This window comes from Streptomyces sp. NPDC127119 (assembly GCF_042677425.1).
Classification (GTDB): Bacteria; Actinomycetota; Actinomycetes; order Streptomycetales; family Streptomycetaceae; genus Streptomyces.
This window is the reverse complement of record NZ_JBHXTO010000001.1, coordinates 72612-92843: the sequence shown is the minus strand read 5'-3', so window position 1 is coordinate 92843 and position 20232 is coordinate 72612. Positions and strand designations below refer to the sequence as shown.

Below are 20232 nucleotides of genomic sequence, written 5' to 3'. Positions count from 1 at the left end.
ACTGGCGGAACGGGTTCGCTCGTCAATCGGTGACGTGATCGACCGGGTGGTCCGGTCCAGGCCACCCGGGGTCCAGCCGGTCGCGGAGGGACTCGGCGTCGGCGTGGCCCAAGTCGTCCATGATGGCCAGGGCTTCCGTCCAGGCGGCGCGGGCCGCGTCCGGGTCTCCCGCGCCGCGGTGGGTGTCGCCGAGGCGGGTGAGGGTGCCCGCGATGAACCAGGGCAGGTCGCCTTGGCGCCGGTACAGGTCGAGGGCGTGTTCGAAAGCGGTGACGGCATCGGCGTACTGGCCCAGGTGGTGGTGGGCGTGGCCCATGCTGTCCCAGGTGTGGGCGGCGTTGAGGTGGTCGCCCAGTGCCAGGCACATGCTCAGGGCCTCCCGACAGTGGTCGAGCGCCTGACGGTGTTGGCCGAGCAGGACGTGGTGCCAGCCGACGGCGTTGAGCGCCGACGCGATCGACGTACGGAGCCGTATTCCGTCGGTGGCCTGGTTCTCGCAGGCACGGAACAGTTCGAGGGAACGCCGGGAGGCTTCCAGCGCGGCGTCCAGGCCCCCGCTCTGTTCCATCGCCCAGGCCAGGGTGCGGTAGCTCTCGGCGGCGGATCTCTGGTCGCCTGCGCCGATCAGGAGTTCCACGGCCTTCCGGGCCTCGGCCGCCGCCTGGCCGAAGTGACCTCGGCCCACCATGGCCAGGCCGAGGCCGCGATGGGCGTACGCCTCGGCGACCGGGTCGGCCAGTCGGCGCGCGGAGTCGAGGGCGGCGCGCTGCATGGCCTCCTCGTCCTGCCAGAAGCCGCGCAGATGCAAGTGGTTGGCGACGGCCCAGGCGAGTTGCCAGGTGTGGGTGTGGTGGTGGTGTGCGGCCGCCTGCGCCACTGCCGCGATGAGGACGGCCTGTTCGGCGGTGAGCCACGCTGCCGCCTGCGCCGCGTCGCCGCCGAAGTCCTCGGGGCGCACCCCCTCGGCCACCGGGGCGAGGGGGATGAGCACACGGGCGCGGTTGGTGAGTGCGGCGGCGCCGTGGGCGGTGTGGAGGTAGTGGTCGAGCACCCGGTGGCGGATGGCCCGCAGTTCCGCGGGGGGTTCGGCGGATTCGGCGAGTTCGGCGGCGTAGGCGCGAAGCAGGTCGTGGGAGGCGTAGCGGCCGGGGGCGGTCTCGTCGAGGAGGTGCGCCTGGACGAGTTGGGCGATCAGGCGCCGGGCGTGCGCGAGGGTGAGGCCGGCGAGGCTCGCGGCCGCGGGCGCGGTGACATCGGGGCCGGGGTGCACGGCGAGGAGGCGGAACAGGCGGGCCGTCTCGGGGGTGAGGGCGTGGTACGACCACGAGAGCACGGCGCGGACGTCGGCGGCGGTGTCGCTCTCGTCCTCGAAGGCGTCCAAGGCGCTCGCAGCATCCATGTCGGCGGCGCTGGAGCGGAGTTCGGCCGCGAGAGTGGCGAGCGGGAAGGCGGGGCGAGTGGCCGCGCGGGCGGCGGTGACGGCGAGGGCGAGCGGGAGGCGGACGCAGCGGGCGATGATCTCGTCGACGGCCTCCGGTTCGGCTTCCACGCGGGCGGCGCCGAGGCGTCGGGCGAGCAGGTCGCGCGCCTCGGCGGGGGTGAGGACGTCGAGGTGGAGGGGGTGGGCGCCGTCGACGGCGACGAGGCCGGCGAGCTGGTTGCGGCTGGTGACGATGGCCAGGCAGCCGGGGGTTCCGGGCAGTAGCGGGCGTACCTGGGCGGCGTCGCGGGCGTTGTCGAGGAGGAGGAGCAGTCTGCGGCCCGCGATGTGGGTGCGGTAGGCGGCGGTGAGGGCGTCGAGGTCCTGGGGCAGGGCGCGCAGGTCGGCGCCGAGGGAGGCCAGCAGGGTGCGCAGGGCGTGTTCGGGGGCGACGGGCACACCGACCGGGTCGAAACCGCGCAGGTTCAGGTAGAGCCGTCCGTCGGGGAAGCGGTCGGCGACGCGGTGGGCCCAGTGCACGGCGAGCGTGGTCTTGCCGACGCCCGCCGTGCCCGCGACGGCGCTGACGACGACGGCGCCGTCCGCGGACAGGGCCGTCGCTCGGGCGAGTTCGCTCTCCCGGCCGACGAACCCCGGCAGCGACGGAGGTAGTTGGGAGGGGACGGGAGTGGTGGTCGGTGTGGGCGGGGGCGTCGGTGCGGGTGCGGGCGGCGGCGGGTCGAGGAGGCCGGGGTCGGCGCGGAGGATGCGCTGATGGAGGGTCCGCAGGGCCTGGCCGGGGTTGACGCCCAGTTCCTCGGCGAGCAGGGTCCGTGCCTCCTGGTAGGTGTCCAGGGCGGCGGCCTGCCGGCCGGAACGGTAGTAGGCCAGCATGAGCAGTTCGCGGAACCGCTCGTCCAGGGGGTGTGCGGCCACGAGTTCGGCCAGTTCGGCGGCGGCCTCCGCGGTGGCTCCGAGGTCGAGTTCGGCGGTGAGGCGGGCCGCGGTCGCGGACAGCCACAGTTCGGTGAGGCGGTGGCGCTGCCGCTGGGCGTGGGCGCCGCGGAGTCCGGCCAGCGCGGTGCCGTGCCAGAGGTCCGTCGCCTCCCTGAGGAGCTTCACCATGCCCGCGAGGTCGCCTTCGCCGCGCGCCCGTTCGGCCAGGGCGCTCAGTTCCCGGAAGCGGAACAGGTCCAACTCGACCGCGGAGCACAGCTGATAGCCGTCACCGATGGATCGGATCAGGGAGACCGCGGGGTCCGTACCAGGGTCGAGGACCTTGCGTAGGTGGTGGATGTAACCGCGCACGACGGCCGAGGCGGAGGCGGGCGCGTCGGGACCCCACAGGGCTTCGGACAGCGCGGCAGACGAGACCTGCGTGCCCTCCGCCAGCAGTAGCTCGGCGAGCACGACGCGCTGCTGCGGCGGGCCGAGCGGAATCTCGGTCCCGCCGCGCCAGGCCCGGACCGGGCTCAGCACCGAGAAGCGTAATGGCTGTTCCAACGTCGAGGCCTTTCCCCATTGTCAGTGCGCGTTGTGTGCGGGCGCGTCGTCCGTGAGCGGTCTCCAGTGTCTCAAGGGGGGATTGTCCTCGAACCGAGGGACGGGTGGGGCCGGGAACGACACGGCGGGACCGCGATCAGCGGATCTGCCCTGTGGGACGGAACGGGTCGTGGGGCGGACGGTAGGGGGCCGCGGACGGGCCCGTCCGCAGAGTGCGGCGAGCCCGATCGGACAGGGGCGCCGCGTGGGACGAGGGGGCGCTGGTGGACGAGGGCGCCTTCGCGGGCAAAGCGGCTCTCCAGGCCGCAGCTCTCGCCGTTCCCGCGCCGGCGTCCGCGGGGTTCGGCTGCGTAGGCCGTTCCCCCCGCAACAGCCCTCTGTCGCTCGCGCTCGGTTTCCCTTCGGGGAATCGATCGCGCGCTTCCTGCACCGACCGGCGCATTCTCCGCAAGGCGCCGTCCAGGTTCTGTGTCTGCTGCGTCAGTTGGGTGGTGAGATTGCGGATCGCGGCCAGATCCTGACTCCCGCCCAGTACCTCGCGGACGCGCGCCCTCACCTCGTCCTGTTTCCTCAGCGAACCGACGTGAGCGGATTCCAGCCGATTGACGGCAGACCCCAGATGCTCCAGGAAACCGGGCCGGTACGACCCATGCGATTCCACCGCGGGACGCTGACCTGTCAAGCCCTCTCTCCGGGCATACTGCTCCCGTCCCGCCGCACCGATCTCCCCCTGGCACTCCGCGACCTTTCTGCTGAATTCCCGGTAGGCAGCGGCAAATTCGCGATGCACGTCGTACTCGCCCATCATTCGGTTCGCTTGCACATGAAATCGGGAAGACGCCCGGCCGGCGGGCCGCACCATTCTGGCCATGAAGGAAGATTTTCGACTTTCCTCACCCAGACGATCGACCAGATACTGAGAGATGTAGAACTTGAGGTTCTGTGGCACCTCGGACTTGATGGAAAACAGGTCCACCGCGGTGAACCTGCCGGAACGACGGCTGTACGCGTACAGAACATCGGCGAACTCGGCTGCGGAGGTCATGCCCCTCCCCTCCCTGGGGAACTCTCTTCGGCCCGGGGCGCCCCAGGGCTCATCGAGTGCTACGGCGAGATGCCCAGCCGGGTTCAGGACGGGGCGTGCACGGCCCATGAAGTGGGGTTCGAGGCCCATGCGCACGATCCATAGACAGGTCGTCAACGGGACATATACAGGTCGCTGGTTGCCTTGATCGTGCAATGGCGACCGCCTGACGCGGCCGTCGCCGCCTTTTCTCCCCAGAAACCCGATGCACGATGAATACGTCTGATACGACACTCGCAAGACCCGAGCCACCTGCGGATCTGCTGGACGCCCTGATGGCCGAACACTCCCCCGCCGTCATCGCCTACGCGGCGAAGATTCTCCGGGACCGGCATCTCGCGGAGGACATCGCCCAGGAAGCGTTCATCCGGGCCTGGCCGCACACGGAACGGCTGTTCTCCACCGCCGGCTCCATCCGCGGCTGGCTGCTGACGGTGACCCGCCGCCTGATCATCGACCGGTCACGAAGTTCCATGGCGCGCAACGAACTGGTGGGCTCGGACGAACTGTTCGGTACGGGTTACCCGGAAAGGACACTGCCGGACCACGCCGAGTCTGTCGCTACCTCCATGCACACCCTCGCTCTGCTGCACGACCTCTCCCCTGAGCACCGGGAGGTCGTCCTCCACCTCTACGTGCTGGAACACAGCGTGCGGGAAACCGCCGACCTGATCGGGATACCGGTCGGCACCGTGAAATCCCGGCATCATTACGCGCTCAATTCCCTGCGGAACAGGCTTGCCGCCGAGTGACGTGTGACGGTGCGAAAAAATGTGCGCCGCGTACTGACCCGAATCGGGTCCGGAACCGTTGGTTCATATATGTACCGCATGCAATGGACAGAAATCATGGAGCTGTTGCTCCGCCGCCGTGTGGCAGCCTTTCGCGAGAACCACCTCGCCCTCTCCGCCTCGGTGCACGACTGGCGACGGGCCCGAGCCGCCGCCGAGGCCACGGTCCGGCACGCGGTGCGGCGCCGCGAACGTGTGGTCCTGGTCTCGGATGTACTGCGGCAGGCCGAGGAGCAGTTCATGCTCCGGCTGTCGCCCCGCCTGGCCGCGGTCGTCCTCAGGGAACGGATCGCCGCGCACCACGAGCTGTTGACCGACGCCACGGACCACTGAGTGTCCGGCACCGGCGGACGACGCGACCGCGGCCTGGCCCCGACCGCACGGGCCGGGCCGAACCCGTAGCCCCGCGCCCGTACCTCGCCCCTAGGACCTGCTCTCTCCGCCGTTCCACCAGGTGCGCGCCCGGCCTGTGACATACCCGGCGCCGAGCAGGGCCCCCGCGAGGACCGCTGCGGCAAGACCCACCAGCACACCCCGGCGCCGCTGACTGACGGCCTCCTCCTCACGCGCCTGGCGCAACGTCCGCCGGAGCAGCAGATCACCGTCCTCAGGCGGACCCTCCAGGAAGAACTCGGGCGGCACCTCACCGAGTTCGGCCTCCAGCGCCCTCAGATCAGCCAGCTCCACTCGGCATACCTCGCACGCCTCGATCTGTTCCTCCAGCCCGGACCGCTCACCGGCATCGAGAAGGCCCAGCACATGCGCGCCGAGAAGCCCGTCATGGGAGTGCTCCCGCGTCGTCACACTGCCACCTTCCGAAACTGAACGTCACTGCCCGACCTGCCCGCACACACCTTGCGCAACGCCTTCAACGCATGATGAGCACGGGACTTGACCGTACCCTCCGGGATACCCAGCCGCACCGCCGATCTCCCGATCCCACCCGGCAGGACGCCGTCAGGCGGCCGGGTCGTCGATCGGCGGTGGCTCCTTGGGGCGGTGCTGGCCCGGCTTGCAGCCCGCGAAGACGCCGGAGGGGGCGCGCAGCGAGTTCATCACCGGGCTCAGGTGGTCCCGGTGCCACATCGCGGGGCCGGTCATCGGGGAACCGGAACCGGTGAGGTCCTGCCAGGCCATCCACAGGCCGTACAACTGCGCTACGGCCTCCATGTGCTCGTACCAGCGGGGGCACCAGGGTGCGGTGGAGGAGATCTCGCGGCCGTAGACGGGGAGCAGCAGGCCGTGCACCCAGACCGCGAGATCGGACACGGCCGAACCGAACTCTCCCCCGGACTTGTAGAGGACGAAGGGCGGGGTGCCGGGAGGCGGCGGAGCGTCCGAGGGGGGTGGAGCATCGGGCACGGATTGCGAGGGCACAGGTGGCGAGGGCCCGGGCTCTTCGCGTTCCGGGACCGTAGGCGCCGGCTCCGCCGGGTCTGCTACCGGAGGGTTCTCGGTGTGCGGACCGGCCCGTGGGACCGGGGCGGTCGCCGTCACCGGGTTCCCGCCGGACGGATCCGGCACGGGTGCGGAGCGCACCCAGCCGTCCGTGCGCGCGGCGCCCGGTACCCCGGCGACCGCCGGGTCAGTGCTCGATGCCGTCATGGCCCGTCCACTTCTCCGCCGCGCGGCGGGTGATCGCGTCCGCCTCGGCCTTGGCGGCGGCGGAGATGACCGCCGCGCCGGGTTCCCGGAACCAGGGGCGGAGCCGGATCATGGCCGGTTTGACACCGGTGGCCAGGAGGAGGGCGGTGCCCTTGGGAAGGGCACGGATGCGGTCGGGCGGGAGGATCGGGTCGAGGCGGTACGACGTGGAGCGCGAGGTACCGTCCTTGCTGCGGGAGACGCTGAGCGTGCTGACCTCCCGCTGGCCCACGAGTCTGGACACCTTGTCGACGAAGTCGGCGTCGTCCAGACCCGCGCCCAGGAGCTTGATGGTGGCGGCGCTCCACAAGGCGTCCATGCCTGCCTCTCCCCAGACCCGGCTGCCCTGGCGATAGCTCTGGAGCAGTGTCACGACGTTGATGCCCCGGGATCCCAGATGGCTGTAGAGGTCGGGGAGATCGGAGATGCGGCAGACGTTCGCGGCCTCGTCGAGCACGGCGGTCATGGGCGGGTCGAGGCGTCCGCCCATGCGTTCGGCGGCCATGACCCCGGCGCGCATGGTGCCGTCGGCGATCCCTGCGACGACCCCGGCCGCGGAGCCGCCGCCGTCCTTGGAGAGGAGGTAGAGGGTGTCGCGGGTGAGGACATGGTCGTGCGGGCGGAACTCGGGGAGGTCGGGCTGCGGGGTGACCCAGGCGACGATCTCGGGGTCCAGGAGACAGGACACGCACTGGCGGGCCGTCTCGTAGATGCCGTCGCGGGTCTCGACGGCGCCCCGGACGGTGCCCTGGAGCTGTTCGGCGAAGGCGTGCATGCCCATGTCGCGCAGCAGGTCGATCGGGGTGCGGTCGGCCGGGTCGGCGAGCCAGGCGAGCAGATCGGTGACCTGGCGTTCTCCACCCGCGGCGGCGTGGAAGAGGGCGGTGAGGGTGTTCTGGGCGGCGGAGATCCAAAAGTCCTTCTTCGAGGAGTCGTCGTTGACGGAGGCCACGAAGTGTCCGGCGAGGCGGCGGGCGCCCTCGATGGTGGCGCAGTCGGCGAGCATGTCCCACCACATCTCGCGGGGGGCGTGGGCGATGCCCTGCGGGTCGAACGTCCAGACGCGGCCGACCTCGGTCCGGGCGGCGCGCGTCACGGCGTACACGTCGGACTTGTTGGAGGTGAGCAGGACGGCGCCGCGGGCCCGCAGGACGCGCGGGATGGCGATGCCGGTGGATTTGCCCGCGCGCGGCGCCATGAGGTCCAGCTCCACGTCCTCGAAGGAGGACCGGAGTTCGGGACCGTCGGGATCGAGGTCGCCGAGGAGGTTGCCGGTGTCGTCGGGGTCGAGTTCCTTGTGGCCCTTGAGGGAGGGGCGCAGATCGCGGGCGCGGGCGGCGATGCCGGCGGGGCCGAGCGAGGCCAGTTCACGGACACCGGCCAGTCCGGTGGTGGGCCGCCGGTGTCCCCGTACGACGGTGAACAGGGCGACGACGGCGGCGACCGCGGCGAAGGCCACCGCGATGCCGCTGTACACGGCGAGCGGCGAGGCGCCGGGCCACGCCTTCCGTGTTCCGTGGGAGGCGAGTTCGGCGAAGGTGGACAGGGCGAAGGGGGGCGGGTTCCAGCCCGCGCCGGTCAGCGCCGCGGCCGTCGTACCGCCGAGCCAGACGGTGGCGGAGAGCAGCAGGGCCACGGCCGCCACGGCGACGATCGCCCAAGGGGCGAGTTCGTTGCCCGTGAGGTGGGGGCGGGCGCTCACGCGGTGCGCCCGGTGTCCGCGGGACGCGGCGGACTGGCCGCGGTCCAGCGGCTGTTGGTGTCGTGCAGGTCACGTTCGGTCTGGGTGATGGCGACCTTGATGGGGATGCCGGGGCGTCCGCCGACCTTGATGAGGAACCTGCCGCGCCCGGGAGGTTCCTCGTGGCCGCCGGTGACGGCCCAGCCAGGTGGGGAGGACCAGGAGGAGACGAGGTCGATCTCGCGCTCCGACAGCCCCACGACACGGCCGAGTTCCTCCATCTCGGTACGGGGCAGCCCGGCGCAGACGACCATGCCGGCGCGTTCGACGAAGCCGCGCGCTTTGGCCCGGTCGGACTCGCTGCCGAGCGCTTCGGCGTCCTTGAGGGTGTGGGTGATCTTCGCGTCGCCGAGGCCGAGGGAGCGGTTGAGGCGGGTGAGCGCGTCGATGCGGTCCACGATGCCGGAGGCGGCCCGGAGCGGGCGCCACAGTTCGTCGAGGACGGTGAAGTACCAGCGGCGGACCGCGAGTCCGGCGTCGGCGAGGGCGTGCGCGGCGGCGACCGCGCCCAGTCCGTCGGACCAGGCGGCGAGCATGGCAGCGGCGGTGAGCTGGGTGTCGGACTCTCCGATGCGGGAGATGTCGATGCACACGGCGGGCGCGGCCGGGTCGATGCGGGTGGAGGTCGGCGAGGAGAAGGTGCCGCCGAGCGGGCCGTCGAGGATGCCGAGCAGGGAGCGGTGCAGGGGGTCGACGGCGTCACGGTAGCGGGCGTCGTCGCCGCGGTCGAGGGTGACCGCGCGCACCCGGTCGGGGCCCTGCTGGAGTACGGCGAGCAGGTCGGGCAGGAGCGGTGCGCGGCCGGTCGGGGTGCGTTCGCGCAGGTGGTGCAAGGCGGCGGCGAGGACGGACTGTTCGTGGTCGTCCATGGGGCGGGTGCGGACGACGGAGATGAGCGCGGCGACCATGTTGAGGACGCGGCCGTGCGCCTCGGCGGCCAGGCTCTCTCCGGCCGGTCCGCCAAGGCGTTCGGCGGCGGCGCCCATCGCGCCCGGGTCGAGGATGTTGATGCCGCCGACCCCGCGCCCGATGGAGATGACCTGGCCGCCGAGAGCGCGCACGGTGTCGGCGTAGTCGGGCTTGAGGTCACCGAGGACCAGGGGCACGACTCCCGTCGCGGCGAGGCCGATCAGCATCCGGTTGACGAGGGTGGACTTGCCCAGGCCCGGCATGCCGAGCATGAACAGGGACGGGTTGGAGATGTAACGGGCTCTGGTGAACCAGGAGATGGGGTCGCCGCACACGGTGGCGCCGGTGCTCAGGTGCTGGCCGAGCGGCACGCCCGTCATCGGGGAGCCGGATCCGGCGGCGAACGGCCAGAGTCCGCAGGCCTGTACGGTCGTGGCGCGCCACATGGTGGGCGGGTCCAGGTGGCCGATCTCGCCGCCGCCGGGGCCGGGCCAGCCGCGTGCGCCGGGCAGCCGGACCGGCGGGACCTTGGATGCCGGGCGCCGGGGGCCGGTGCTGCTCACAGTGCCTCCTGGAGTGCCTGCGGAACGAGGGTGTGCTCCCAGGGCAGGATGCCGAGGGGGAGGGTGCAGGTGAAGGCCGCGGCCTGCATCCGGTCGGCCGGGCGCAGCGAGAGCCGGGCGGCGGCCTGGAGATTGCGTACGGTGACGGCGGCGTCGGCGAGTTGCTCCTGGGTGTCGACGGTGACCGTGACCATGAGCGAGAACTCCACGAGCCCGGCGCCGGCGGCCTCCTCGGCGGCGGTCTGCTCGGCGGCACGCATCTCGGAGGCGGCGCGGGCCTGGATCATGCCCTTGCCGGAGGTCGCCATGAACTGGGCGGCGCGGCGGTCGGCTTCGACGATGCGTGCCGAGGTGGCCGGGTCGATCGGCCGGTAGAGCAGGGCGACCCGCTTGCGGCGGGTGTTCGGCGCGGCCTCCAGCAGGCCGCGCAGCACATTGGAGCTGACGGTGCCGCGCGGGGCGAGGGTGAGCAGCCAGGTACGGGAGATCCCGGAGTCGTGCTGGTAGGCGCCCACGGCCTCGACAGCGGCGGCGGGGCCCGCGTCCTCCCAGACCAGGCCGGTCGCGCCGTGGCGGGCGCGGGCGTCGAGGACGTCCCCGGCGATGTCGGGGTCGTAGGCGATGCGGACCACCTCGGCGATGCGCTCGGCGGACAGCGGCGCGGCCGAGCCGCCTCCCGCGCCGACGAGTCCGCCGAGCAGTCCGGGGATGCGCATGGCCAACTCGGTGACGATCTCGGACTGGCGGCGGCGTTGGCCGGGTAGGACGCCGTAGGTGAGCGCGATGTAGGTGTTCATCTCGGAGGAGGCGGACGGGTAGCGTTCGACGACCTCGCGCATCACGGCCTTGGCGGCGGCGGGAGCGTCCTCCTTGATCCTCGGCAGCACCTCGTTGGCCAGCCGGGTGCCGGAGTCGGGGGCGGTCTCCACCACCACGCAGGCGCCCTTGAGCTGTGGCTCCTGGGAGAGCCGTGCCAGCCACTGTCCCCAGGCGGCCACCCATACGTCGCTCTGGCCGGGGTCGACGAGCGATCCGCCGTCGGGTTCGCAGCCGAGCACGATGGTGTAGGTGTTGCGGCCCGGGTGGTGCAGGACGCCGAAGGGCCGGTCGTAGGCGTCGCGGCCCTCGCTCATGGCGAGGCGGCTGAGCAGCCCGGGTGGCCCGAACCGGCCACCGGGCCGGGTGGACAGCGGGCCGCTGACGTAGAGCTGGGAGCCCTTGGAACGGCGCCGCAACCAGCCGATGCGCAGGCCGAGCAACTGGTAGAGATTTCGGCCGTCCTGGGTGCGCACCGTGAGCGGCACGATGACCACGGCGAGCGGGAGCAGGACGAACAGGGCCGCCACGAGGGAGACCAGGGAGACGAGCAGGGTGAGCACAAGCCCGCCGAACACCCCGAACGTACCGAGCAGCCCGAGCGGGCCGAGTCCGGGGCGGCGGGGGCGGCGCCAGTTCCCGTAGGTGGGATGGACAACCGTATCCGTCGACATGGGGATTCCTGGGTTGGTGGGTTGATGGCGTGATGGGGTGGTGGGTCGCCGGGGGTCGGGGGTTTCCGCGGGTGCGGTGCGGATACGGCGGTGTCGTGGGCCGCGCCGTCGCGGTCGCCGGGGCCGCGCCGCACCCGCGTGGTGTCACCGGCCGGAGCAGCGCCGGGTCACCGGGGGTGGCGCCGGTGGGTCACCTGTTGTGACCCCGGTCGCCGTCCGCGCCCTCGACCGCTCCGGCCGCCACGCGGCCGACGAACTGGCCCGCGCTGATCGCTGCGGCAGCGGCGGCGCCCACAGGTCCGGCAGCCGCGGCGGCACGCGCTCCGCCCGCCCCCGCGGCTCCGGATCCGCCGGCCGCGCCGGAGGGTCCGGCCGTCCCGGAGGGTCCCGCGGCGCCGGACATCCCGCCGGGGGAACCGCCCCCGCCGCCGATGGACTTGGCGCCCGAAGCGAGCCCGCCGACCGCGGCACCGGTACTGCCCTGGGCTCCGCTGCCCAGCCCGGCCGTGGCCGGCACGATCAGCTTGAGCAGAGCGGGCAGGGCCAGGGCCGACAGGAGCAGGACCCCGATGCCGGCGATCTTCTCGTGGATGCCGCTGTCGCCGTCGTTGGAGAGCATCGCGCTTCCGGCGAAGATGACGAGACCGGCCGCGGACTTGTAGAGCAGCCAGGCGACCATCCAGCCGATGTGCTTGCGCCACCAGCCGCCGCCCCAGTTGGTCATGGACGCGGCGGCGGCCAGCGGCAGGGTGCCCAGCAGGATGATCATGACGCCGAGCCGGACGTAGAGCAGCACGGTCTGCACGATCGCCGCGATGAGCAGCAGAAACGCGAGGATCAGCAGCAGTACCGCCGGGATGCCGTCGCCGCCGCTGCATCCGATGGTCGTGAGCTGCTGCTGGGCGCCGGTGGCGAAGAGATGGTCGGCGTACCGGTCGGAGAGGCTCGCCAGGGCGGTGACGACGGCGGTCGCGCCACCGGCCACCAGGATCACCCGCAGCAGCCCTTTGAGGGCGACGGTGCCCGCCTCACCGCGCCGCTCCAGCGCCATGCGTGCGGCGGCGAAGAGGAGCGAGCCGACGGCGGTGTAGACGACGATCCACTGGGTCTGCCGGCTGACCTGGTCCGCGGTCCCGTCGGAGACGAGGGTGGGGATGCCGGTGGTGAGATCGCCGAAGACCGCGATGGCTCCGGCGAGCACCTTGTTGGCGATGACCTCCAGGATCGTGCCGATGGGGTCGCCGAGGAAGTCGAAGAAGCCCTTGATGACGTCGCCGGGGCCGCTGCCCGTTTCACAGGCCATGTCACACCTTCCAGAGCACGTAGCCGTCGGTGCCGCCCGCCGAGGTCAGTTCGGTGTGCAGTCCTCCGTCGTTGGCGGGCAGGACCTTCCAGTCGCCGCCGCTCCACCGCAGCCGGACCGATGTGCTGAAGTACGGCCCGTCCGGGCTTTTGATCAGTACGTCGACGGTGGCGTCTGCGGAGTCGTAATCGGCAAGCAGGAATCCGGCGTAGCTGCCGTTCCTGCGGGTCTTGAGGCGGGCGTCCGAGAACGAGCCGCGCTGGGAGACGAACAGGTCGCGGCCGAATCCGGCCACCACCTGGTCCCGGGTCACCTCGCGCCAGTCGGAAGACGTCATCTGAGCGGGGATGACGTGGGCGGCGAGGACCGCGCCCATGGGGGTGTGGGCGAAGCACCACCGCACCGGTCCGGTCTTCCGGGTGGGACCGGCGGCGGCCGAGACGGGGACACGGGTGCCGCCGAGGGTGCGCCAGCGCAGGTCGGCGGGCGGCGCCCCGGGGGTGGCGCGGTCACCGTCGTCGGTGGCGCAGCCCGTAGGGCGGCCCGTGGAGTCCGCGGCGCCCCGGGTCAACGGTCCTGCCGCGGAGGCGGTTTCGAGCGGTGGCGGGGTGTCGGGGCGGGTGAGGAGGGCGAGCAGCGAGAGGCCGAGGGCCGCCGCGAGGAATCCGGCGGCGAGCAGTCGGCCCCGCTGCTTCCAGAAGGGTGCCGCGAACGGATCCGCGCCGTCGTGGCGGGCGGGGGCGGGAAGGGGGGTGAGCGGGGTGGGCGGGAGGCCGCCCTCGGTCGAGGGGCCGCCGTTCGCGTCGGCGACCGGCGCTCCCTCGATGCCGGGTGCTCCCTCGATGCCGGGTGCTCCCCCGTGGTCGGGTACTCCCCCGTGGTCGGGTACTCCCACGTGATCGGGTACTCCCACGTGATCGGGTGGGGTGGACATGGTGTGGTGTCCCTCGCCGGTTCAGTTGAAGACGAACTGGACGAGAGGGCCGGCGGTGGCGACCAGGACACAGCCGCCCAGCACCATGCCGAGTCGGCTCATGTGCTCCGAACTCTCGCCGCGCTTGACGGAGATGGCCATCATCGCGCCGGTCACCAGCACACCGGCCACCCCGGCCGCGGTGCCCGCCCAGGCGGCGATGCCAAGCACGAGGTCGATCTTGTCGGTGAGGGCGGCGGGGGCCTGGCGCTGCGGGTCGGGAACGGCGGCGGCGAGAAAGGTGAGCATGACGGATCTCCTGAGGATGGAGGTGATGATGAGAGATGCGAGGGGGAAGGAGGAAGTGGCAGACGGCCCGGGGTGGCCCAGGGACCGTGCTCAGAGCCCCAGGGGGCCGAGGAACTGCACGATCGGTCCGGCGGTCGCGGCGAGCACGCAGCCGGCGAGCACGAAGAAGAGGCCTCGCATGTAGGTGGCACCCTCGCCGGGTTCGCCCCGGCGCAGTTGAAGGGCCATGAGCATGCCGGTGATCAGGACGCCCGCGACCCCGGCGGCGGAGGCGCACCAGGCGAGGACGCCGAGGAGGAAGTCGGCGTCGGCGCCGGGGTCGAAGGTGGCGGCGAGGACCTCGTGGGCGGCGGTGGCGCGGGGCATGGTCCGTCCTTGGGTTCGGGTCAGGGGGCTGGGGTGGCGAGCGGTGTTCTCACCAGGGCCGGGTTCTTCGACGGCGTGCGGCGCGTGAAGCCCTCAGCGGGGTGGGGTGGTCTCGGGGCGCGACGGGATGAACCCGGCGAGCTCCACGATCGATCGGGGCGCCTTGGGGGCGGACCTGCCCACCCGCCACTGCGGGATCCACGGCACGCTGAAGGTGCGCACGGCAGCGCGCAACACCCGCACCCGGCGCCACAGTTCGGGCGGCAGGCGGCCTGGTGCGTCGGCCACCAGGACGAGCGCCACCAGCCGTATCCCGGCGGGGTGCCGGCCCGTGCGCAGTGAGTCCAGCGTCTTGGAGGCGGCTTGGAGCCCGGCCAGATGGGTCCGGGCCAGCAGCACGATGTCGCCGGGTTCGCCCTGGTCCACCTCCGGCCACGCATGACCGATGTCCGTCCCGCCGAGCGCTCCCGCGAACGTGGTCGCGCCCGCGCCGCCATGCGCGCCGACCCAGCTGATGCCCGCGGTGGGCGGGGGCGAGGCCCGGACGACCGGCGGCGGAGCGTCCCGGATCGAGGGCGGCAGGGTGAGGACGGAGGTGGGTGAGGCGTCCTCCCGGCCGGGCGCCGGCGGGGCTTCCTGGGCCGGAGCGGAGATCCGGGCAGGAGTGGGCGCGGAATCCGGGGCCGGGGCGGCGGTCTTCGACGCCGGGCGCACGAACGGCCGCTGCTCGGCCTCGGGTTGACGAGCTCTCACCGGGCCGCGGACCCAGGGGTCCGTCGGGGGGGTAGCGGCCGTGGCGGTCATCGGGTCCCTCTTCCTTCTTCCGCTCGGGGTGTTCCCGGGCACGCCGGACCGGATCGGTGACGGCGATTCGGGGAGCCCGAGGACCTGTGCGGACGTACGGCGTCCTGCCCGTGGCGGGCGGGGGCCGGGGTCCGGGTGCAGTCGTCCGGCGCGGGCCGTCGGGCCGTGGTGCCGGGCTTCGGAGGTGTCCGGAGGAGAGCTTTCCGCCTCCTCGTACTCCCTACGAAAGCCACCTACGGCCGAAGTCCCGCGGACAGTTCACTCCCGGATCCGATTGATCGAGATTGAACCGCCCGGGCGGTCCGGGCCGTTGCCGAGCACGAACGGATCCGCTCCCCGCGCCCGAGGCCGGAGCGCGTACCGGATCCGGCCGCACGAGGCAGCACAGGCAAGGCCGTCGGGAGAGGTGGGAGCGGTGAGCGGGAACGCGGGAGACACCGGAGGAGGCACAGGCGCCGAGGGCGTGGGGACCGCCGTGAAGGCCGGTGCGGCCGTGGGCGGTCTGGGGTGCCTGCTGTCCCCTGTCGCCATGGCCGTGGCGATCTCCTCGGTGTTCGTGATCGGCGGCTTCGGAGTGCTGTTCGCACCGCTGATCGCGCTGATCCTCTTCTTCACCGGTGGAGGCGGCGGGGGCGGCGACGCCGGTGAGCGACCCGACCCCGACCGGATCGCCGGGATCATCCAGGGCGACGGGAGCGGTGAGTTCGACCCGAAGTCGGTTCCGGAGGGCATGGCCGACCCCATAGCCGAGGCGGGCGCGCTCTGCGCCGACATCGGTCCGGTGGTCATCGCCGCCCAGATCGACCAGGAGTCCGGCTTCCAGAGCAACCGGACCGGACCCGACGGCGAGCAAGGGCTGTCGCAACTGCCGCCCGACGTGTTCACCCGGCTGGGCGAGGACGACGACGACAACGGCGAGACCTCCGCGCTGGACGCAGCCGACTCGATCCTGGCCCAGGGCCGCTTCATGTGTGAACTGGCGGAGAAGGTACGGCCGGCGGTGGGTCCGGAACCGCTCAGCGATCTGGTGAGCCTGACCCTGGCGGCCTACGACGCCGGTCCGGAGGCCGTGCTGGAGGCCGGCCGTGTTCCCCGGACCAACGCCTCCCAGCAGTACGTCATGGCGATCCGGGCCAAGTTCGCGATCTACGAGGGCGCGGTGCCCGCGTCCCCGCCCGCCCAAGACACCGAAGGACAGTGAGAGCCATGTACCGACTGGACCGGCGCGACGCGAAGAACGCGCAGTCCGACCCCGGCACCGACGTGGACCGGGGTGACCGGCTCGACGACCGGCCGTGCCCTGTCTTCATCTCCACCGACGGCGCCGTGACGGTCGACGGCGAGGTCATCGCGACGGCTGCCTCGGGCGACGCCGCGCAGGCCGTCGTGCTCGACCGTCTGCACCAGCGGGCGCTGGACCGGGCGGCGCCGGTCCAGGCGTCGATCCTGGACCAGCGGCGGCGCCTCGTGCTGCGCATCCGGGTGCGGGAGGACGGGGCGAGCGAGCTGCTGGAGGACCCGTTGCCGCTGGATGCCTCCGACGAGACCGGGGTACCCACGGCGGCGCAGGCCGCCGCACCGGCCGTACCGTCACCGCAGGACGGGCCAGGCGCGGGTTCGGGTACGGGTCCGGGTTCGGCCACGGGAACGAGGCCGGCGAGAGATGTGGAGCACGGCCCGTATCAGGAGTACGACACCTCTGTACTGCCCATGGTCAGGAGGCCCACGCCGGGTCCTCGGACACAGCCCGTCCCGACCCCGACCGCGTCGCCGGTTCCGGCTCCGGCTCCGGCTCCGGTCACCGTTCCTGAAGAACTGGTCGCCGGGGTGGCGCTGGTCTGCGAGACCGTCATAAGCGGTGAGTTGACGCTGGCCAAAGCCCAGGCGGCGGCGCTGGAACGGCAGGCGGCTCATCGCTTCGGGCCGGATCACCTCTACGCGCTGGAGGCCCGCGCCCTCGAAGCCTATGTGGCCCATCTCATGGGTGAGCACACCGCGGCGACCACGCTCTCGCTCCAGGTGGCCGCGCTACGGCACCGGCAGGGCGACGACCGGGCCCGCGAGGACATCGAACGTGCCCTGGCGAGCTGGGAGTTGCTGACGACACCGATCGCCGCCGTGCCGCTCGGGAAGCGGTTGCTACCACTGTGGAACCGAATCAGCGGAGCCGACGGCACCGAGCGCTACGCGGCGGCCGAGCGGCGTCTGTCGACGCTGGCCCGGGTGACTCCGCCCGCGTTCGCGGCGTCCCTGGAAAACATTCTTTGAACTGCCCGCCGACTGTTCACGTTGTGAGGCATGAAGCCATCGACGGTGTATCCGAAGCGGCTTCGTCCAGGAAACGAAAATCCACACACTTGAGGAAACAGAAATGACTCAGGCCCGAATGGCAGCGTACACGGCGGCACTTATGGTGGCCTCTTTCGGACTCATGGCCTGCGGGGCGGAGAAGTCCGACAGGGGGGCCGACAAGCCCTCGAAGAAGTCCGACCTGGCGGCGCTGAGCGGTGAGCAGCGCACGGTCTCGGAACAGCCGATCCCCCTGCCGGCGTTCGAGGACAACCCCAACCCGCAGGGTGAGTTCAAGGTCGAGGTCTGCGAGCACACAGGTTTCGAGCGCTGCACATCGGTGTCGGTGGCCTCGTCCGATTCCGGTGGGCGGAACGACAAGATCAGCTCGATCCGGAACGACAACAACTTCAGCATCACCTTCTACTCCGAAAATGACTTCGCGGGCGCGTCCATCACGATCAAGCCCCATGAGTCCATCGACAACCTCGGCACCCCGCACTCCCCGGTCGAGTTGAACGACAAGATCAGCTCGTGGCAGCCCCAGGTGGCCGGGCGTGCGACGGAGCGGGCGGTGGTCACCGTCTGCACGGAACCCGAGTTGCGCGGCGAGTGCCAGGACCTGCCCATCTCCAAGGCCGGCACCGACCTCAACGACAAGATCAGCTCGATCCAGAATCTCAGTGATCTCGACCTCGTCCTCTACGCCGACAAGAACTACCGGGGTGCGGCGATCAAGATGCCCTCGCGGACCTATCTGCCGAATCTGAACCCGGAGGGTCCGAACAACGGGATCGACGAGAAGATCTCGTCCTGGCAGCCCGAGGCGAGCGACAACGTCGCACCGAAGTATCCGAACTGAGCCTCGACGTCCGGAGATTCCCGTGGAGTATTTCAGGCAGCCGCTCCGGCCCGATCTCTTGGCCGACCGCGACGAGAGCAAGGAAACGGATGTCGATCCGGACGCGGATTTCCGGGCCGACGCGAACTTCGGGGTACCGGAGCGATCACGCTTCCGCCTGCGCGTCCCGCGATTCACCAGAATTCCCCGGCTCCGGAGAGAGCCACGCTTTCGCGCTGAGCCGCCCCTTCCCGGTGTCGCGCGTTCCTCCGATTCCCCTGCGATCCTGTTCGGTCTCGACCGGAAGACCCTGGCGATCATCGGCGTCGGCTTTCTTCTCGTCGTCGGATCGGTGGCCGCGTTCGCCCTGTCGGGCGGGGAACGGACCGCTGCAGGGGACGCGCCGCCCCTGTCGACCGTCACCACCTTCCCGGCGTTTCCGACCGCGAGCGTCATGCCTCCCGCCGACGCCGACGAGCAGCCCGACGGCGGGGTGATTCTGGCGCCGGAGCTGACGGGGGACGAGGGCGAGGACTCCGAGCCGGGCGGCGACCCGGACCCGGTCGCGGAGCCGCCGGATTCCGACGCGGACCCGGACTCGGATGCGCCCGAACCGGCGCCGAGTGCGGGGCAGCCCCAGAACTCGGGGTCGGGCCGGGTGGCCGGCTCGGCGTACCTGCCGGTCAAGGGATATGTGATCACCTCCGCCTACGCCCAGGCAGGGAACTGGACCACGGGTCATCACACGGGGGTTGACCTGGCGGTGCGGGTCGGTACTCCCGTGGTGGCGATGCTGCCGGGGACGGTGCTCATGTCGGCCACCGACGCGAGTTACGGCAACTACGTGCTGATCCGGCACGCCGAACACGAGTACAGCCTGTACGCCCATCTCTCCCGGCTGGACGTACGGCAGGGGGCGACCGTGTCCGCCGGGGGCAGGGTCGGGCTGTCCGGAGCCACCGGCAATGTGACCGGCCCTCATCTCCACTTCGAGGTTCGCACGGAACCGGTCTTCGGCTCGGACATCGACCCGGTCGCCTATCTGGCGAATCACGATGTGCAGCTCTGACCTCCCGGCCCGTCACCACACCCCAGATTTATCACGGTTGAGTAACGCAGGGCTCTTTTTAGAACTCCACCCGACGCGGCAGCCGTGTTGCGGATGTCAACCGATCTGAAAAGACCAGAACTTTCAGTACCACTTTCTTTCGGGGGTTCTCCCATGTATCGCACTCGTATGGCCACCGTCGCGGCGACCGTAATGGCCGGCGCCCTTCTCCTCACCGCTTGCGGCGGCGGGGACGAGGGGGCGGTGAAGGATTCGGAAACGTCGATCGCGGCGGACGAGGTGAGTTTCAAGGACGGTACGGCCGAGCAGAACAAGGCCGATCTCAGCACGGGTGACTTCGCTGCCAACGCGGCGCCCGCCAAGCAGTCCAAGCAGTCGAGTCCCGTCATTCGCAACTGGGTGCAGCTGTCGGCTGCCTCGGCGGGCGATCTGGATCCCGTGGTGACGAACGCCGCCGGTTTCGTCCTCTACCGGTTCGACAAGGACGAGCCGTCGAAGTCCAACTGCTTCGACGAGTGCGAGAAGACCTGGCCGCCCTACCTCGTCAAGCCCGGGGGCAAGGTGTTCATCGACGGCATCAAGAAGTCCGACGTCGGTTTCATCCAGCGGGGCAAGGGCTTCCAGCTCACCCTCGGCAAGGCTCCGATCTACCTCTTCAGCAAGGACACGGCCCCCGGTGACACCAACGGCCAGGGCGTGGGCGGCACCTGGTTCGGTGTGACCCCCGACGGTCAGCGCGCCGGCCAGGACGGCGGCGGTGCGGCCGAGCCCGAGATCGAGGAGAACGGCACCGGCGGAAGCGGCTCGGCCGGCAGCGGGGCGAAGGAACTGGTCGAGCGCTCCGTGGACGGTCGGTACAAGTTCGCCGACGACCCCGACGACTCCGAGAGCGCGGTCGGCACCGTCTCCGGGCGAGGCTGCAAGAACACCTCCCTGGGGGGCGCCATCTCCTCGATCAGCCCGGACGACGACCAGTCGGCCGGCAAGCCGATCAAGCTCTGGGACGGCCCCGACTGCACCGGAAAGTCCCTTCTTCTGGAGCGCGGCGTCTCGGCGAACCTCGCCACGGAGGACTTCGACAACCGGACCCGCTCCGTCTTCATCGGCGAGTTCAGCACCGAGTGACCAGTCGGTAGATCCCTGATATCCCCCTCCGCCGCGGACATCGACCGCATGCCAGGCCATCTCTGTCG

At 71.3% G+C, this 20232-nt stretch carries 19 protein-coding genes; 7 read left to right on the top strand and 12 right to left on the bottom strand.

What is annotated here, in order from left to right; all coding sequences use genetic code 11:
• Positions 1–22: 22 nt before the first annotated feature.
• Both ACFVH5_RS00400 and ACFVH5_RS00395 read right to left on the bottom strand, forming a co-directional pair.
• A complete protein-coding gene (locus ACFVH5_RS00400; protein WP_385830841.1) occupies positions 23–2899 on the bottom strand; it encodes a BTAD domain-containing putative transcriptional regulator in 2877 nt (958 codons plus the stop codon).
• A 160-nt stretch (positions 2900–3059) separates the two neighbouring features.
• Positions 3060–3968 carry a hypothetical protein gene (locus ACFVH5_RS00395; RefSeq protein ID WP_385830839.1) on the bottom strand — a complete coding sequence of 303 codons (909 nt, stop codon included), beginning with the start codon at positions 3966–3968 and terminating at the stop codon, positions 3060–3062.
• Positions 3969–4219: 251 nt separating this feature from the next.
• Between ACFVH5_RS00395 and ACFVH5_RS00390 the strand changes: the two genes are divergently transcribed.
• Together ACFVH5_RS00390 and ACFVH5_RS00385 are read left to right on the top strand one after the other, a co-directional pair.
• Complete coding sequence (locus ACFVH5_RS00390; protein ID WP_385830837.1) at positions 4220–4759, top strand: sigma-70 family RNA polymerase sigma factor; 540 nt, start codon at positions 4220–4222, stop codon at positions 4757–4759.
• 78 nt (positions 4760–4837) lie between these two features.
• Positions 4838–5131, top strand: coding sequence for a hypothetical protein (locus ACFVH5_RS00385; protein WP_385830835.1), 294 nt, complete (start codon positions 4838–4840; stop codon positions 5129–5131).
• Positions 5132–5221: 90 nt separating this feature from the next.
• On the opposite strand, the gene ACFVH5_RS00380 is transcribed toward ACFVH5_RS00385, so the two are convergent.
• The 10 genes from ACFVH5_RS00380 to ACFVH5_RS00335 all read right to left on the bottom strand — a co-directional run bounded on the left by ACFVH5_RS00380 (position 5222) and on the right by ACFVH5_RS00335 (position 14789).
• Complete coding sequence (locus ACFVH5_RS00380; protein WP_385830833.1) at positions 5222–5602, bottom strand: hypothetical protein; 381 nt, start codon at positions 5600–5602, stop codon at positions 5222–5224.
• A 153-nt stretch (positions 5603–5755) separates the two neighbouring features.
• Entirely contained in the window at positions 5756–6067 is a 312-nt protein-coding gene (locus ACFVH5_RS00375) for a DUF4913 domain-containing protein (protein ID WP_385830831.1), read from the bottom strand.
• 316 nt (positions 6068–6383) lie between these two features.
• A complete protein-coding gene (locus ACFVH5_RS00370; RefSeq protein ID WP_385830829.1) occupies positions 6384–8144 on the bottom strand; it encodes a type IV secretory system conjugative DNA transfer family protein in 1761 nt (586 codons plus the stop codon).
• On the bottom strand, positions 8141–9655 hold the full coding sequence (locus ACFVH5_RS00365; RefSeq protein WP_385830827.1) for an ATP/GTP-binding protein: 1515 nt from the start codon (positions 9653–9655) through the stop codon (positions 8141–8143). Before ACFVH5_RS00365 ends, ACFVH5_RS00370 begins: the two co-directional genes overlap by 4 nt.
• A complete protein-coding gene (locus ACFVH5_RS00360) occupies positions 9652–11145 on the bottom strand; it encodes an SCO6880 family protein (protein ID WP_385830826.1) in 1494 nt (497 codons plus the stop codon). Before ACFVH5_RS00360 ends, ACFVH5_RS00365 begins: the two co-directional genes overlap by 4 nt.
• A gap of 190 nt (positions 11146–11335) precedes the next feature.
• On the bottom strand, positions 11336–12448 hold the full coding sequence (locus ACFVH5_RS00355; RefSeq protein WP_385830824.1) for a hypothetical protein: 1113 nt from the start codon (positions 12446–12448) through the stop codon (positions 11336–11338).
• Position 12449: 1 nt separating this feature from the next.
• Positions 12450–13382, bottom strand: coding sequence for a hypothetical protein (locus tag ACFVH5_RS00350; protein WP_385830823.1), 933 nt, complete (start codon positions 13380–13382; stop codon positions 12450–12452).
• Between the two features lie 21 nt (positions 13383–13403).
• Complete coding sequence (locus tag ACFVH5_RS00345; RefSeq protein WP_385830821.1) at positions 13404–13670, bottom strand: hypothetical protein; 267 nt, start codon at positions 13668–13670, stop codon at positions 13404–13406.
• Positions 13671–13760: 90 nt separating this feature from the next.
• The gene (locus ACFVH5_RS00340) at positions 13761–14036 is read right to left on the bottom strand and encodes a hypothetical protein (protein WP_385830819.1); all 276 of its coding nucleotides are present in this window, start codon (positions 14034–14036) and stop codon (positions 13761–13763) included.
• A 93-nt stretch (positions 14037–14129) separates the two neighbouring features.
• Positions 14130–14789, bottom strand: coding sequence for a DUF6668 family protein (locus tag ACFVH5_RS00335; protein WP_385830818.1), 660 nt, complete (start codon positions 14787–14789; stop codon positions 14130–14132).
• A gap of 466 nt (positions 14790–15255) precedes the next feature.
• Between ACFVH5_RS00335 and ACFVH5_RS00330 the strand changes: the two genes are divergently transcribed.
• The 5 genes from ACFVH5_RS00330 (at position 15256) to ACFVH5_RS00310 (ending at position 20164) form a co-directional block, all read left to right on the top strand.
• A complete protein-coding gene (locus tag ACFVH5_RS00330) occupies positions 15256–16041 on the top strand; it encodes a transglycosylase SLT domain-containing protein (protein ID WP_385830816.1) in 786 nt (261 codons plus the stop codon).
• Positions 16042–16046: 5 nt separating this feature from the next.
• Positions 16047–17108 carry a hypothetical protein gene (locus ACFVH5_RS00325; RefSeq protein ID WP_385830814.1) on the top strand — a complete coding sequence of 354 codons (1062 nt, stop codon included), beginning with the start codon at positions 16047–16049 and terminating at the stop codon, positions 17106–17108.
• A 103-nt stretch (positions 17109–17211) separates the two neighbouring features.
• On the top strand, positions 17212–17991 hold the full coding sequence (locus ACFVH5_RS00320) for a peptidase inhibitor family I36 protein (protein ID WP_385830813.1): 780 nt from the start codon (positions 17212–17214) through the stop codon (positions 17989–17991).
• A gap of 22 nt (positions 17992–18013) precedes the next feature.
• On the top strand, positions 18014–19039 hold the full coding sequence (locus ACFVH5_RS00315; protein ID WP_385830811.1) for a M23 family metallopeptidase: 1026 nt from the start codon (positions 18014–18016) through the stop codon (positions 19037–19039).
• Positions 19040–19282: 243 nt separating this feature from the next.
• Complete coding sequence (locus tag ACFVH5_RS00310) at positions 19283–20164, top strand: hypothetical protein (protein ID WP_385830809.1); 882 nt, start codon at positions 19283–19285, stop codon at positions 20162–20164.
• The last annotated feature ends 68 nt before the right edge of the window (positions 20165–20232 follow it).

Excerpts from the sequence above, each read along its gene's own strand:
- ACFVH5_RS00395 (WP_385830839.1), bottom strand. The coding sequence starts at position 3,968 with ATGACCTCCGCAGCCGAGTTCGCCGATGTTCTGTACGCGTACAGCCGT.
- ACFVH5_RS00390 (WP_385830837.1), top strand. The coding sequence starts at position 4,220 with ATGAATACGTCTGATACGACACTCGCAAGACCCGAGCCACCTGCGGAT.
- ACFVH5_RS00385 (WP_385830835.1), top strand. The coding sequence starts at position 4,838 with ATGCAATGGACAGAAATCATGGAGCTGTTGCTCCGCCGCCGTGTGGCA.
- ACFVH5_RS00360 (WP_385830826.1), bottom strand. The coding sequence starts at position 11,145 with ATGTCGACGGATACGGTTGTCCATCCCACCTACGGGAACTGGCGCCGC.
- ACFVH5_RS00355 (WP_385830824.1), bottom strand. The coding sequence starts at position 12,448 with ATGGCCTGTGAAACGGGCAGCGGCCCCGGCGACGTCATCAAGGGCTTC.
- ACFVH5_RS00350 (WP_385830823.1), bottom strand. The coding sequence starts at position 13,382 with ATGTCCACCCCACCCGATCACGTGGGAGTACCCGATCACGTGGGAGTA.
- ACFVH5_RS00345 (WP_385830821.1), bottom strand. The coding sequence starts at position 13,670 with ATGCTCACCTTTCTCGCCGCCGCCGTTCCCGACCCGCAGCGCCAGGCC.
- ACFVH5_RS00340 (WP_385830819.1), bottom strand. The coding sequence starts at position 14,036 with ATGCCCCGCGCCACCGCCGCCCACGAGGTCCTCGCCGCCACCTTCGAC.
- ACFVH5_RS00325 (WP_385830814.1), top strand. The coding sequence starts at position 16,047 with ATGTACCGACTGGACCGGCGCGACGCGAAGAACGCGCAGTCCGACCCC.
- ACFVH5_RS00320 (WP_385830813.1), top strand. The coding sequence starts at position 17,212 with ATGACTCAGGCCCGAATGGCAGCGTACACGGCGGCACTTATGGTGGCC.